Raw genomic sequence first — 13943 nt, 5'->3', positions numbered from 1 at the left:
GAGCTACACGCAGTGCCAATACCTCCCCTGAACGGGTGAACACGGAGTGGCACACAGTGAGCCCGGCTAGCAGGACCCGAAGGCAACACACACGCAAGGAAGTAACCCAGTGGAGCGTCCGACGTCTGGTCGCCGGCACATCAGAGCCGGAGCGATCACCGTTGCGGAGCTGATGAAGAACCGGCCGACCCCGGTTCACGTACCACCCCGCGACGACGCCGTCACCGTGGAGATGCCCGCCGGCCTCGCGGACACCGCCGAGACCGTGGTGACCTCGGCGAACACAGTGCTCTCTTCGGAGACCACCGAACCGATGGAGCCGGTCGAGTCCGCTCCCGCTCCCAGCCCGGTTCCCGTTCCGCCGCCGAGTTCGCACCGCAGGCCACCGGCCCGCACCAGGCAACTGGCCAAACTCGCCGGTCTCGGCGTCGCCACCGCCGTGCTCTGTGCCTCGATCGCCACCGCGTCGATCATCAACTCCCGTCGTCAGGCCGACGCGGGCGCCGTGTCGCGCCCCGTGGCCGAGATGACCAACGAGCAGGCGCTGCTGCCGAACCTCTTCACCCTCGGCGCGGCCAACGCGCCCAGGATGACCACCGAGTTGCCCGCGCCCAACAAGGGCAGCGCCGCGGCCACGGTCGACAACTCCAGCCCGGGCCGCCGTGCGGTGGACAAGGGCAACGAGGGCGTGGACACGCAGGTGGCGCCCGTCGCCGAGGACCCGAACCCGATCGACACCGAGCTGGTCAGGCGCTACTACAAGCTGCTGGCCGAGCAGCCGGCCAAGGCGCTGGGCCTGCTCGACGGCACGCTGCGGCAGTCCGATCTGTCCCAGTTCGTGGACTCGTGGACGCAGGTGCGCTCGATCGACGTGGTCGACGTGCAGAAGCGCGGTGACGGAGAGTTGCTGGCGATCGTGCACATGATGCTGCCCGACGGCGGCAAAGCACGGGTTCAGCAGCTGCTCAGGGTCACTGACGGCATCCCACAGCGGATCACCGGAGCGGAGATCATCTCGGCGCAACGATCCTGACACTCTCCGAATTGATGACGCCCGATTGGGCCGGGTCGTACCTCGCGTCACCAACCCGCCCCCCGTTCGGGCTAAGCTGGGCACGCCCGAGGGATAGGGCCGGTTGTGGCGTTGGTCTCAATCGCGGAGCGGGGTGCTACGTAACGCTGGTGTGCCTCGTGTCCAGGTAACGGTCTTGTGGCCAAGCGCGACGAGTGAGCGCATAGCCTGGAGGCGGCTATCGGGCTACGAGAGCGCAATAGCGGTTACGGGGTTATCCGCCTGTCAGGGAATATCGCCTGCGAGCTGTTCGCGGGCAAGGAGGTGTCGTGAGCGACGAAGGCCGACTGGTAGCCGGTCGCTACCGGCTCGTGCATCGCATCGGCACCGGCGCCATGGGGGTGGTCTGGCAGGCGCGGGACGAGCGATTGAACCGCGTCGTCGCGGTCAAGCAGGTTCTGCTGCAGACCGGGCTGTCCCAGGACGAGATCGAGGAAGCCCTCGAGCGTGTCCAGCGCGAGGGCCGGATCGCCGCCAAGCTGCACCACCCGAACGCTGTGACGGTCTTCGACGTCGTCGACGACGATGGCGCGCCATGGCTGGTGATGGAGTACGTACCGAGCCAGAGCCTGGCCGCGGTGATGAAGGAGCGCGGCGCGCTGCCGCCGCTCGAGGTCGCCGCCATCGGCGCGCAGATCGCCGCGGCTCTGGCCGCCGCGCATGCCGCGGGCATCGTGCACCGGGACATCAAGCCCGGTAACATCCTGCTCGCCGACAACGGCTCAGTGAAGATCACCGACTTCGGTATCTCCCGCGCCAGCGACGACGTGACGGTCACCAAGACCGGCCTGATCGCGGGTACGCCGGCGTATCTGGCGCCTGAGGTGGCCTACGGCAAGGAACCGACGCCGCCCACAGACATCTTCTCCCTCGGTTCGACGCTGTACGCGGCGGTCGAGGGCGAGCCGCCGTTCGGCCTGAGCGAGAACACGCTCGGCCTGCTGCACGCCGTCGCCGCCGGCCGGATCAACCCGCCGCGGATGGCTGGTCCGTTGACCCCGGTCCTGCTCGCGCTGCTGGCCACAGAGGCCATGGAGCGCCCGACCGCCGCCTACGCCCGGGACATGCTCGCGGCCGTGGCCCGCGGTGACCACCCTGACGTGCCCGAAGCGCGCACGGTGTTCGCCGGTGCCCAGGGCCCCGGCACGGACCCTCGTACCAGGGCGATCCCCCCGCAGTCCCCCCGGTCGCGCACTGGTGTGCGGCCGATGGTCCCGCCGCCACCACCGAAGAAGCCCTCGAAGCGGCCGTACGTGCTGGCGGGTGTGATGGCCGCGCTCGTCCTAGGGCTCGGCGGCTGGCTGATCGCGGCCAGCAACAACGACGGCAAGAACGGCCAAGAGCCGTCGAACGTCAACAGCTCCCAGACGACGACCAGCTCGACACCTACGTCGACCTACACCGAGCCGTCAACTGAGACGACGACGGAGACGACCACGAGCCGAGCCACGCCGAGGTCGACTGCCAAGCCGTCCGATCCGCCGAAGACGACGGCGAGCAAGACGACCGTCACCACCACGACAACGACCACCACAACCACCACCAAGACGAGCCCGCCGCCGTCGGGGTCGGTGAATCCGCCCACGGGACCGGGTGGCCCGTAGCAAGCAACCCTCGGGCCACCTCAAACGACACATATGTAGAGTTCCTCGGTCGCAGACATCCAGAGCCGTACGGGAGTTAGGCGTTGCCCTCCGACGAAGACCGCCTGGTGGCGGGTCGATACCGACTGGGACAGCGCATCGGCAGCGGCGCCATGGGCGTCGTCTGGCAGGCGCTGGACGAGCGGTTGCACCGCACGGTCGCGGTGAAACAACTCCTCCAGCAGCCGGGCCTGAGTGCCGCGCAGGCTGAGGAAGGCCGGCTGCGCTCGATGCGTGAGGGCCGGATCGCCGCCCGGTTGCAGCATCCGAACGCGATCACGGTCTATGACGTGGTCGACGACGACGGCTCGCCCTGGCTGGTGATGGAGTACCTGCCGTCCCGCAGCCTCGCGGCCGAGCTGGACGACAAGATCACGCTGTCGCCGCAGGAAGCGGCCAGGATCGGGACCGAGGTGGCGGCCGGTCTGGTCGCCGCGCATGCGGCCGGGATCGTGCACCGGGACATCAAGCCGGCGAACGTGCTGCTCGGTGACGACGGCTCAGTCAAGATCACAGACTTCGGTATCTCGCGTGCGGTCGGCGACGTGACGGTGACCGCGACAGGCATGCTCGCGGGCACGCCCGCGTACCTCGCGCCCGAGGTCGCCAAGGGCATGGAGCCGACGCCCGCGTCGGACGTGTTCTCCCTGGGCTCGACGCTGTACATCTGCGTCGAGGGTCATTCGCCGTTCGGTCTGAGCGAGAACACGCTCGCGCTGCTACACGCGGTCGCGGCTGGCAAGATCTCGCCGCCGCGGCAGGCGGGCCCGTTGACCGCGCTGCTGATGCGGCTGCTGCGCACAGAGCCCGAAGAGCGGCCGACAATGGCGGCTGCCAAGGAGGCGCTGGCCGCGATCGCTGCCGGCCGCCCGATTCCGCCTGGCCTGCTGACCGGCAACTACGACGGCCCGACGGTCAGCAACCGGATCCAGCCCCCGGCACCGCCTGTGCCGCCGGTGCCGTCGCCGAACCACCCGATCACCCGGCTGGACGCGAACCCGCTGTCCGACCCACGAAGAACCCCTCCCGGCGGCCTGCAGATGGGCGGCCCGCCAGGTCCGCCGCCGACGCAGCCGCCGATGCGACCGGCCTCCCGCGAGCTGCACCACCCAGGCGAGCCAAGATCCAAGCGGGACGTCCGCAAGATCGTGCTGACGGTTCTGGCCATCGTCGGCGCGGCCGCTATCGGCGTCCTGGTCGCGAGCCTGTTCACGAACAAGTCGAACCCCACCAACGCGTCCCCGAACCCCGCCACCCAGCTGCCTCCGGCAACGACAACAGTCGTCGTGACGCAGACAACGACGCCCAAACCGACGACCAAGGCGTCGACCCCGACGACCGCTCCCTCGACGACGACCAGTTCCTCCAATCCGGACGCGAATCTGGACAACGCCGGGCAATTCATCTCCCAGTACTACGACCTGTTGCCGGAGAAGCCCGAGGAGGCCTGGGCCCTGCTGACGCCCAGAGCGCAGGGCCTCTCCGGCGGCAGGCAGGGTTTCTTCGACTTCTACGCCCGGTTCGACGACGTCAAGATCGTTGACGTCGTCGAGGGCGAAAACGGCCAGGTCCGTGGCACTGTGCGCTTCACCAAGAAGAACGGCGGCGGCACCACCAGCGAGCCCTACACGTTCACCGTGGTCAACCAGGGCGGCAAGCTGATGATCGACAATTTCCGCAGCGGCGCGGGCTGACTCACTTTCCCAGCCGCGTGACCACGTCTTTCAACGCCGACAGGAACGCCTGAACCGCCGGATCGGCCGCTGAGGAATCGCGGATCGCCGCGAAGATCTCCCGCGTCGGCTCCGGGCGGCGCACCCGCCGCACGAGCACCCCGGAGTGCGTGGTGTTCAGACCGAGCCCCGGCACCATCGCCACACCCAGTCCGGCCGCCACGAATCCCTGTGTCGTCGCGTAGTCCTCGGACTCCACAGTCACCTTCGGCGTGAATCCCGCCGCCGCACAGGCATTCAGCATCAGGTCCTGACAGGGACCGGGCGTCCAGTCGGAGCCGACCCACGGCTCGTCGGCCAGATCGGCCAGATCCAGCACACGTTTCGAGGCCAGCCGGTGCCCTCGCGGCAGTACCGCGCGCAGTGGGTCGTTCATCAGGTGGATCAGCTGTACGTTGCCGCGGGCGGGATTGCTTCGCGGGAAGACCACGATCGCCACGTCCGCGCGGCCCTGCTCGACCTCCGGCAGCGGGTCCTCCGGGTCGATCAGCTTGAGGTCGATCTGCAGCCCAGGGTGGTGTTTGTGCAGCTGCGCCATGGCAGGCGGCACGAGCGCGACACCCGCGGTGGCGAAGTAGCGGACCGAAAGATGACCCGTGCGGCCTTCCTTGAGGTCACGCAACGCGCTTTCGGCTTCGGTGAGGTTCTTGCTGAGGATGGCCGCGTGCTCGGTCAGCAGCTGGCCGGCGGCGGTCGGGCGCACGCCCCGGCCGACGCGTTCCAGCAGGGCCGTACCGGCTTCCCGTTCCAGCACCGCGAGCTGCTGGCTGATCGCGGACGGCGTGTAGCCGAGGTTCCCGGCCGCGGACGTGACCGATCCGCTGGTCACCACGGCTCGCAGGATCTGCAGGCGGCGGACGTCGAGCATGACCCGATCTTACAGAAATGCTTAAGGGTCGATGCACTTTTCTTCACTTGTTCTGCGTAGTTAGCCGGGGCATCGTTACTGCCAGGTGGACTGGGCAGGTGGACTGAGGGGAGACGACCCGGTGGGCAGCAGAGGCACTCTGATCCGGATGGGCGTGCTGGCGCTGCTGTGGGGCTCCAGCTTCCTCTGGATCAAGTTCGCGTTGCAGGCGTTCTCGCCTGGCCAGATCGCGATCGGCCGGATCCTGCTGGGCACGGCCGTGCTGGTGGTGCTGTGCTACTCGGGCCGCCAGCGGCTGCCGCGGGACAGGAAGGTCTGGCTGCAGCTGATCTTCGCCGCGTTCTTCGGCAACGCCCTGCCGTTCTTCCTGTTCGGCTTCGGCGAGCAGACCGTCGACTCAGGCGTCGCAGGTGTGCTCAACGCCACGACCCCGTTGTGGGCGCTGCTGATCGGCGTGCTGATGCGCCAGGAACGCAAGCTGTTCTCGATCCGGATGCTCGGCCTGATCCTCGGTTTCGCCGGCACGCTGCTGATCTTCGCGCCCTGGCAGGCGCACGGCGTGGCGAGCTGGGGCGCGCTGGCGATCCTCGCGGCCGCGGCCAGTTACGCGGTCAGCTACACCTACATCGGCCTCAAGCTCTCCGGCCGGGGCGTCGGGCCGATCCCGTTGTCGGCCGCGCAGCTGGTCACCGCGTCCGGGCTGAGCACGCTGATGCTGCCGATCGACGGGTTTGAGCCGATCGAGTGGAGCCTGATCAGCGTGATCGCGGTGGTGGTCCTCGGGGTGTTCGGCACCGGCGTCGCGTTCGCGCTGAACTACCGGCTGATCGCCGACGAGGGCGCCGTCGCCGCGACCGCGGTCGGCTACCTGCTGCCGGTCGTCTCTGTGCTGCTGGGCGCCGCTGTCCTGGGTGAGCCGGTGACCCTGCGGGTGGTGATCGGCATGGTCGTGGTCCTCCTGGGGGTGGGCATGACCCGCTGGCAGCCGCGGGTGCGGACCGTCGAGCCGACGGTGCCCGTCATGGCGGTGGAGCCCCAGAAAACCTCGTGAGTGGCCGGTTCGCCGACCAGCCACTCACGAGGGGGTGGATCAGCCGCCGGTGTTGGTACGGATCCAGCTGGCCAGCGCGGACGTGTCGACGTAGATCGACGGACCGGTCGCGCAGGTGGAGTTGTTGTTACCGGCCCGGCTCGTGGCGCCGATCAGCTGCCACACGCCGTTGACCTGCTTGACCTGCGGGCCGCCGGAGTCGCCGTAGCAGGCGCCCTTGTTGCCGCCGGGGTTGTTGGTGCAGATCTCGGTCGAGCCCCTGATGCCCAGGCACCGGCTGTCGGCCACGATCGAGGTGTCGAGCTGCTGCAGGATCGTCGGTGCACCACAGCCACCTGCCGGGGCACAGGTCTGGCCCCAGCCGATGATCCGCGTGGCAGTGCCGTTGGCACCGGACGTGGCGGCGATGGCGATCGGCGTCTCGGTCACCGACGTCGACAGCCGCAGCACCGCGAGATCCTCAGTCGGGTGCTGAATCCTCTGGGCCACGCGCGCCACCGTGCCGCCGCTGGTGCGGTTGGTGGTGCCGACCCGGACCTGATAGGGCGTACCGCAGTGCTTCGCGGTGACCACCCAGTTCGCCTTGATCAGCGAGCCACCGCAGGAGTGGCTGCCGGAGCTGGACTGCAACGAAACCATGAACGAGTAGACCTGGGTGGCGTTGGTGCCACCCACAATCATCGGTTCGACGCCTGTTGGTTGCGCGGGGGCCGCAGCGGCTGGTGAGACCAGACCGGCGAACGCGACTCCAGCGGTGAACAGGCCGGCGAGCAGGGACCGTGCCTTCATGGAGTTCTCCTTCGTGTTCCCGGAAATGTGATCCGGGCCACGAAGAACGTTAGAAACCCTCGTTACCGCGAAGTAACCCTCAGAAGTAGGGAGATTGTCCGGATACGCCTCAGACGAGCCGACGGTCGGACGCCCAGCGAGAGAGCTCGTACCGGTTCGACAGCTGGGTCTTACGCAGCACGCTCGACACATGCGTCTCGACGGTCTTCACGGAAATGAAGAGCTCCGAGGCGATCTCCTTGTAGGCGTAGCCACGGGCCAGCAGCCGCAACACATCCCGCTCGCGAGGCGTCAGCAAATCCAGCTCCGGGTCGCTGATCGGGGCCGCACCCGGCCGGTCGGCGAACGCGTCGAGCACGAACCCGGCTAGCCGCGGCGAGAAGACCGCATCCCCTTCGGCCACACGGCACACCGCGCGGACGAGCTCCTGGCTGGAGATCGTCTTGGTGACGTAGCCACGCGCGCCGGCGCGGATCACGGCGATCACGTCTTCGGCCGCGTCGGACACTGAGAGCGCCAGGAACACCACGGCCGGGTGCGTCGGACGCATCTGCCGGAGCACCTCCGCGCCGCCGCCGTCGGGCATGTGGACGTCCAGCAACACCACGTCGGGCAGTTTCGCGGCGATCCCGGCCACGGCCTCGCCGACCGTGCCCGCCTCGCCGACGACCTCGACCTCGTCGGTGATCGAGTCCAGCTCGGTGCGCACCCCCGCCCGGAACAGGGCATGGTCGTCCACCAGAAAGACCCTTACCCGCCGGGTGGTGCTCTCCTCGCTCATCGTTTCCCCTATCGGTCTGCCCTGGCCGAAGTCGTGCTGCGCGGCATCTCCAGGTGTACCTCAGTGCCTTCGCCGAGGGCGGTCCGCAGCCGGGCCGTGCCCCCGTTGCGGTCCATCCTGCCCCTGATGGAGTCGGCAAGGCCATGCCGGTCGGCCGGAACCACCGTCTCGTCGAATCCCTTGCCCCGGTCGCGCACGAAAATGTTCACCCGGTCCGGCTCCACCTCGGCGTACACGCTGACCTCGGCGACCCCGGCGTGCTTGGCCGCGTTCACCGTCGCCTCCCGGCTGGCCTGCACCAACGCCATGAGCTTCTCGTCGAGTTCGCAGTCGCCGACCACGACCTGCTGCACCTTCACCGCGAAGGTGTCCTCGACCTCGCCGCATGCGGTCTCGATCGCCTCGGAGAGCGTCTTCGGCGTGTTGGGCTGGTTGGCGTCGTCACGCCCGTAGCCGGACGGTCCGTACAGCCAAGTCCGTAGCTGCCGCTCCTGCCCGCGGGCCAGGCGGAGTACTTCGCGCGGCGTCTCGGCCTGTTTCTGGATCAGCGCAAGCGTTTGCAGCACCGAATCGTGCAGGTGGGCCGCGATCTCGGCACGCTCTTCGGTCCTGATCCGCTTACGGCGTTCGTCGCCCAGGTCACGCACCAGGCGCAGCCACCACGGCACCGTCACGGCCGCGACACCGAGCAGAACGGCGATGACCGACGCGATCACGAACTGCGGCTGGTCGTAGTTGCCGAACGCCTGCAGCACGAACGTCGCGATACCGGAGACCACCAGCGCGATTCCCGACAACGTCCGGACCAGGGCGTTGCGTTCGCCCTTGCGCCGTTCGTCGGCCTCACGCCACACGATCGCGGCGCCGACGACAGCCAACGCGAGCGCGAGCCCAGCCCAGCCGTTGAACGTACCTGTCACCGTGCCACCGGCGAGCGCGACCCCGATACCAAGCGCGATCAGGCCGATCGCCTGCTGGCGTTCCTTCTTGGAGATCGGCGGCGGGGTGTCGGCGTCGGTGTCCTGCTGCGGCACGAACGCCCACAACAGGCCGTACATCACCACACCGGCACCACCGGCGGCGGCGAGCGCGGCGAACGCCAGGCGAACCCACAGCACGTCGACGTTGAGATGGTCGGCCACACCACCGGCGATCCCGGCGATGGTCCGGCCGGAGCGGCGCCGGTACATCCGGTTGAACTCCGCCTGCGGCGCCGAGATCTCGGTCGTCTCGCGTTTGAGCAGCAAACCCACCCCTGAATGGTCACACGCGCGAGCTGACAGGTCATCAGGGAACGTCCCGGGGACAAGCTCAGGGGCCTGCCCTGATGTGGCGGACCCCTGGCACACAGCATCCTCGTAACCGTGAGTGGAACGCAGCGACAGCAAACCCATCCGCTGGCCGGGGCGGAGGACACGCTGAAGGACTTCTGGAACAGCCGGCCCAGACGGCCGCGCCGGGGCCGGAAGATCGCGGGTGTCGCCGCGGCGATCGCCAACCGGTATTCGATCGACCCGGTGCTGGTGCGGGTCGTGCTTGTGGTGTCGGCCTTCTTCGGCGGCGCCGGGCTGATGATCTACCTGTTCGGCTGGTTGTTCTTCCCCGAGGAGAACGACAACGAGGCGCCGTTCCCGGCCATGATCGGCCGGGGCCGCAGCAGCACCGGATGGTTCTTCACGCTGCTGTTGTGCGGAGTGCTGTTCGGCGTCTCGCTCTGGACGTTCAACAGTGAGGGCGGCGGTCTGCTGGGCGCCGCGATGCTGGTTGCCGCGCTGTTCATGCTGCACCGCAGCCGGGCGGGACTCGGGCAGGAGACACCACCGGCGCCGCAGCCGACAATGCCGTTGCCTTCTGTGGGGATGGAAATGAACTCGCCTGTCATGCCGGCCCCTCCTGGGCCGGAGCCACGCAACAGCCCGCCCGCCTGGGATCCGCTTGGCGCCGCGCCGTTCGCGTGGGATCTGCCGGATCCGGCGCCGGTCAAGAAAGAGCCTGAGCCACCCGCGCCCCGGCGCCCGCGCTCCAGGGTGGGGGGAATCACCTTCGGTGCCGCGCTCGCCGTCGGCGGTGCGCTGGTGCTGCTCGCGCCGCAGGTGTCCTGGCTGACGCCCGGGCACATCACCGGGCTCGTGCTGGCGGTCATCGGCCTCGGCATGGTCGGCGGGTCGTTCGTCCGAGGCGGGCGTGGCCTGATCGGTCTCGCGGTTCCGTTGGCACTGGCCGGTTTCGTGTTCACCAACACCGACACCGGGCCGGTGGCCTCCACGGGCCGGCCCGAGTGGGGCAACACGGTGGTCAGGCCGACGTCGGTCGAAGCCGTCCAAGGTGTGTACAGCGTCGGCGGCGGAACCGTCGACCTGGACCTGACCGCGTTGCCGGACACCGGAACGGTCAGTACTTCGGTGACCGTCGGGCTGGGCAACATCTCCGTGATCGTGCCGCCGAACGCGGACGTCCAGGTCACCTGCGACGCAGGCCTCGGCGCGGTGGAATGCCTCGGCCAGGAACAGAACGCGACCGACGCCCACGTGAACACCGTCGACTACGGCGCGGACGGCCAAGGCGGACTGAAGATCTATCTGGACGCCCGGGTGAACTCCGGGACCGTGGAGGTGCGTCGTGGCAACTGACAGCGACAACGAGAAGACGACCACCGAGCGCAAGCGCCCGGACCTGCTGACCCTCTTCGCCGGAATCGCGGCCCTGGTGATGTCGGCCTATGTGCTGACCGACGGCAGGACCTGGCTGCCCGCGTTCGACCCGCGCTGGCTGGTCGCCGGCGGTGCCGTGCTCGTCGGATTGCTCCTGCTGGGCACGTCGGTCCGCCGGCGTTCCAAGGACTAGGTGGCTACTCCCACTCGATCGTGCCCGGCGGCTTGCTCGTCACGTCGAGAACGACCCGGTTCACCTCTGGAACCTCATTGGTGATCCGGGTCGAAACACGTTCCAGGACGTCATAGGGCAGCCGCGTCCAGTCCGCGGTCATCGCGTCCTCACTGGACACCGGGCGCAGCACGACCGGGTGGCCGTACGTCCGGCCGTCGCCCTGGACGCCGACGCTGCGGACGTCGGCCAGCAGAACCACCGGGCACTGCCAGATGTCGCGGTCCAGACCCGCTGAAGTCAGTTCCTCCCGGACGATCGAGTCGGCCGCGCGCAGGATCTCCAGGTTGTGCGCGGTGACCTCGCCGATGATCCGGATACCCAGACCGGGGCCGGGGAACGGCTGGCGGTGCACGATCGTCTCGGGCAGGCCCAGTTCCAGCCCGACCCGGCGGACCTCGTCCTTGAACAGCGAGCGCAACGGCTCGACAAGCTCGAAGGCCAGGTCGTCCGGCAGGCCGCCGACATTGTGGTGGCTCTTGATGTTCGCGGTACCCGATCCGCCGCCGGACTCGACCACGTCCGGGTACAAGGTGCCTTGGACCAGGAAGTCGACACCGCCTTCAGTCTTGAGATCGCGGGCGGCCTGCTCGAAGACCCGGATGAACTCCCGGCCGATGATCTTGCGCTTCTCCTCCGGGTCGGTCACCCCGGCCAGCGCCTTGAGGAACCGCTCACGAGCGTCCACTGTGACCAGTTTGACGCCGGTCGCGGCGACGAAGTCACGCTCCACCTGGGTGCGCTCACCCGCCCGCAGCAGGCCATGGTCGACGAACACGCACGTCAGCCGGTCGCCGATGGCGCGCTGCACAAGAGCCGCGGCCACCGCTGAGTCCACGCCGCCGGACAGACCGCAGATCGCCCGGCCGTCGCCGACCTGAGCGCGGATCGCGGCCACCTGGTCCTCCACAATGGACGCTACTGTCCACTGCGGACGGATACCGGCGATGTCGTGCAGGAACCGGCGCAGCACCTCCTGGCCGTGCGGGGAATGCCCGACCTCGGGGTGGTACTGCACACCGGCGAACTGCCGCTCGACGTTCTCGAAACCGGCCACCCGTGCGCCATCGCTGGTGGCGGTGACCGTGAAACCCTCGGGCACCTTGGTGACGCTGTCGTTGTGGCTCATCCAGACCGGGTGCCGGGCGGGCAGTTCCTCGTGCAGGACACCACCGGCCACCGACAACTCGGTGCGGCCGAACTCCCGGATGCCGGTCGGTTCGACCGTGCCGCCCAGGCCGAGGGCCATCGCCTGGAAGCCGTAGCAGATGCTGAAGACCGGGATCCCGGCGTCGAACAGGGCCGGATCCACACTCGGCGCGTTCTCGGCGTAAACACTCGCAGGTCCACCCGAAAGGATGATCGCGGCCGGGTCGCGAGCGATCAGCTCCTTGACGGACTCGATGTGCGGGACGACCTCGGAGTACACCTGCGCCTCCCGCACCCGGCGGGCGATCAGCTGGGCGTACTGCGCGCCGAAGTCGACCACGAGCACAGGCTTGGCACTGGCCTCGGACACTTTCATTGCTCCTCTCGGACGAACCGCAGGTCAAGCATCCCAGGCTCATCCGCCGCCGGACGTGGTGGGTGAAGCAGCTCACGGGGAGTGCCTGATTACGCACACAGTGAAGTGACTACCTTGAACGGTATGGATGCGTACACGCCCACGCCCCGGCCCTGTTGGATCGCGGGACGCCCGGAGCAGGGCGTCAGCGCGTTGACCGTGCGCCACCCGTTCGACGGCTCCGAAGTGGCCACCGTGGCAGTGCCCGGTCCCGAGCAGATCGAACGTGCGGTGGCTGCCGCGGCGACCGTGGCCAAGGAGTTCCGCAGTACCCCCGCGCATATCCGGGCCGCCGCGCTCGACCATGTCTGGCAGGGCCTGGCCGACCAGGCCGAGATGATCGCCGAGCTGATCACCGCCGAGAACGGCAAACCGCTGATGTGGGCCGAGATCGAGGTCAAGCGGGCGATCTCGACGTTCCGGTTCGCCGCCGAGGAGGCCCGCCGGGCAGGCGGCGAGCTGCAGCGGCTGGACACCGACCCGGCGTCGGAGGGACGGCTGGCGATGATCCGCCGGTTCCCGCGCGGCCCGGTGCTCGGCATCGCGCCGTTCAACTTCCCGCTCAACCTGGTCGCCCACAAGGTCGCGCCGGCCATCGCGGCCGGCGCCCCGATCGTGATCAAGCCCGCACCGCGTACCCCGCTGTCGGCTTTGGTCCTCGGCGAACTGCTCGCGGAGACGGATCTGCCCGCGGGTGCGTTCTCGGTGCTGCCGGTCGGCAACGAGGAGACCGCCGCCCTGGTGCGGGACGAGCGGCTGCCGGTGGTGTCGTTCACCGGATCGGGGCCGGTCGGCTGGTCGCTGATGGATGCCGCGCCGCGTAAGCACTTCGTGCTGGAGTTGGGTGGCAACGCGGCGGCCGTGGTCTGCGCGGACTGGACGGACCTGGACTTCGCCGCGCAGCGGATCGCCTTGTTCGGCAACTACCAGGCCGGGCAGTCCTGCATCGCGGTGCAGCGGGTGCTTGTGGACCGCGCGGTCGCCGAGGAGTTCATCGGCAAACTCGTGGACGCCGTGCGCGACCTGCGCACTGGCGACCCGCACGACCCGGATGTCGAGGTCGGTCCCGTGGTGGACGATGCCGCCGCGGAACGGATCGCCGAGTGGATCGCCGAGGCGACCTCCAGGGGCGCGAAACTGCTGGCAGGTGGCGGCCGGGATGGCACGAATGTGGAGCCGTGCGTTGTCCTGGACGCGCCGCGCGACAGCCGAATCTGGTCGGAGGAAGTGTTCGGACCGGTACTCGCCGTGTCGATTGCGGATGGTCTCGACGACGCATTCGATCAGGTGAATTCCTCGGCTTACGGACTGCAAGCGGGCGTGTTCACACGGGATCTGCACACCGCCACCCGGGCGGGCGCCGAGCTCGAGGTCGGCGGCGTGATCATCGGTGACGTGCCGTCCTTCCGCGCAGATCAGATGCCCTATGGCGGGGTGAAGGGGTCCGGGTTCGGCCGGGAGGGCGTGCGCTCGGCGATGCGGGACCTGACCGAGGAGCGGATAACGGTCCTGACAAACGTTAGCCTCTAATTCGATCGATTTCGTCACGATCGGAGTAA

General features: G+C 68.6%; 12 protein-coding genes. 7 read left to right on the top strand and 5 right to left on the bottom strand.

The window, feature by feature from the left end:
* Positions 1-109: 109 nt before the first annotated feature.
* The 3 genes from JOF56_RS14700 (at position 110) to JOF56_RS14690 (ending at position 4409) form a co-directional block, all read left to right on the top strand.
* Positions 110-1033: a hypothetical protein gene (locus JOF56_RS14700; RefSeq protein WP_209638098.1), complete on the top strand. Its 924-nt coding sequence runs from the start codon at positions 110-112 to the stop codon at positions 1031-1033.
* 308 nt (positions 1034-1341) lie between these two features.
* Positions 1342-2676: a serine/threonine-protein kinase gene (locus JOF56_RS14695; RefSeq protein WP_209638096.1), complete on the top strand. Its 1335-nt coding sequence runs from the start codon at positions 1342-1344 to the stop codon at positions 2674-2676.
* Positions 2677-2759: 83 nt separating this feature from the next.
* Positions 2760-4409 (top strand): serine/threonine-protein kinase, encoded by a 1650-nt coding sequence (locus tag JOF56_RS14690; RefSeq protein ID WP_281065438.1) that lies wholly within the window; start codon positions 2760-2762, stop codon positions 4407-4409.
* A 1-nt stretch (position 4410) separates the two neighbouring features.
* Here the strand turns inward: JOF56_RS14690 and JOF56_RS14685 are convergent, their stop codons facing one another.
* Positions 4411-5316: a LysR family transcriptional regulator gene (locus JOF56_RS14685; protein WP_209638094.1), complete on the bottom strand. Its 906-nt coding sequence runs from the start codon at positions 5314-5316 to the stop codon at positions 4411-4413.
* Positions 5317-5464: 148 nt separating this feature from the next.
* On the opposite strand from JOF56_RS14685, the gene JOF56_RS14680 reads away from it, so the two are divergent.
* A complete protein-coding gene (locus tag JOF56_RS14680) occupies positions 5465-6367 on the top strand; it encodes a DMT family transporter (protein WP_209648260.1) in 903 nt (300 codons plus the stop codon).
* Between the two features lie 39 nt (positions 6368-6406).
* Here the strand turns inward: JOF56_RS14680 and JOF56_RS14675 are convergent, their stop codons facing one another.
* The 3 genes from JOF56_RS14675 to JOF56_RS14665 form a co-directional block, all read right to left on the bottom strand.
* Complete coding sequence (locus JOF56_RS14675) at positions 6407-7156, bottom strand: S1 family peptidase (RefSeq protein ID WP_209638092.1); 750 nt, start codon at positions 7154-7156, stop codon at positions 6407-6409.
* 109 nt (positions 7157-7265) lie between these two features.
* Entirely contained in the window at positions 7266-7937 is a 672-nt protein-coding gene (locus tag JOF56_RS14670) for a response regulator (protein ID WP_209638089.1), read from the bottom strand.
* 8 nt (positions 7938-7945) lie between these two features.
* On the bottom strand, positions 7946-9190 hold the full coding sequence (locus JOF56_RS14665; RefSeq protein ID WP_307855101.1) for an ATP-binding protein: 1245 nt from the start codon (positions 9188-9190) through the stop codon (positions 7946-7948).
* Between the two features lie 111 nt (positions 9191-9301).
* Between JOF56_RS14665 and JOF56_RS14660 the strand changes: the two genes are divergently transcribed.
* Positions 9302-10567, top strand: a complete 1266-nt coding sequence (locus JOF56_RS14660) for a PspC domain-containing protein (protein ID WP_209638085.1) — start codon at positions 9302-9304, stop codon at positions 10565-10567.
* Positions 10557-10781, top strand: a complete 225-nt coding sequence (locus tag JOF56_RS14655) for a hypothetical protein (protein WP_209638084.1) — start codon at positions 10557-10559, stop codon at positions 10779-10781. Before JOF56_RS14660 ends, JOF56_RS14655 begins: the two co-directional genes overlap by 11 nt.
* Positions 10782-10785: 4 nt before the next feature.
* Here the strand turns inward: JOF56_RS14655 and guaA are convergent, their stop codons facing one another.
* Positions 10786-12345, bottom strand: coding sequence for a glutamine-hydrolyzing GMP synthase (gene guaA, locus JOF56_RS14650; RefSeq protein WP_209638082.1), 1560 nt, complete (start codon positions 12343-12345; stop codon positions 10786-10788).
* A 123-nt stretch (positions 12346-12468) separates the two neighbouring features.
* Between guaA and JOF56_RS14645 the strand changes: the two genes are divergently transcribed.
* Positions 12469-13914 carry an aldehyde dehydrogenase family protein gene (locus tag JOF56_RS14645; RefSeq protein WP_209638079.1) on the top strand — a complete coding sequence of 482 codons (1446 nt, stop codon included), beginning with the start codon at positions 12469-12471 and terminating at the stop codon, positions 13912-13914.
* Positions 13915-13943: the final 29 nt, after the last annotated feature.

It is taken from the genome of Kibdelosporangium banguiense (assembly GCF_017876405.1).
Lineage (GTDB): Bacteria > Actinomycetota > Actinomycetes > Mycobacteriales > Pseudonocardiaceae > Kibdelosporangium > Kibdelosporangium banguiense.
Note: the sequence above shows the minus strand (reverse complement) of the source record. Positions and strands in the feature narration are given on the sequence as shown.